Source organism: Bacteroides sp. AM23-12, from assembly GCF_003434395.1.
Lineage (GTDB): Bacteria > Bacteroidota > Bacteroidia > Bacteroidales > Bacteroidaceae > Bacteroides > Bacteroides thetaiotaomicron.
The window spans coordinates 444-774 of the sequence record NZ_QTLF01000107.1; the positions used below are offsets into that span (position 1 = coordinate 444).

Here is a 331-nt window from a genome sequence, read left to right on the forward strand (position 1 = left end):
GAACATCGTGACGAATTTCAGGGTACTCTCCACGACAAAGCGGTCGGCACTCAGCGGAGTGAAAATGTAGTCCATCTGCGAGAGCGTCTTTATCACGCCGTTGCTTCGGAGTGTGCCGGGCATGTCGAAGAACACCACGTCGGGTTTCACGTCCTCAGTGGCAATCATCCTCTCGGCATCGTCGAGGGCGTTCACCGCATTGCTTTTGACGATGGTGTAGGCGTTCTTTTTGATCCGGCGGAAATGGTCGCAAGCGAGAGCCTTGAAGTAGGTGCTGCTGTCGATAAGCCCCATTTCGTGTTCGCGCAGCCCGTGGATGCTGTGCTGCGGG

The 331-nt window shown here is 56.2% G+C and carries 1 pseudogene; it reads right to left on the reverse strand.

Going from position 1 to position 331, the window contains the following annotated elements:
* A pseudogene (locus DW640_RS24230) lies at positions 1 to 331 on the reverse strand (ParA family protein); the annotation flags it as partial.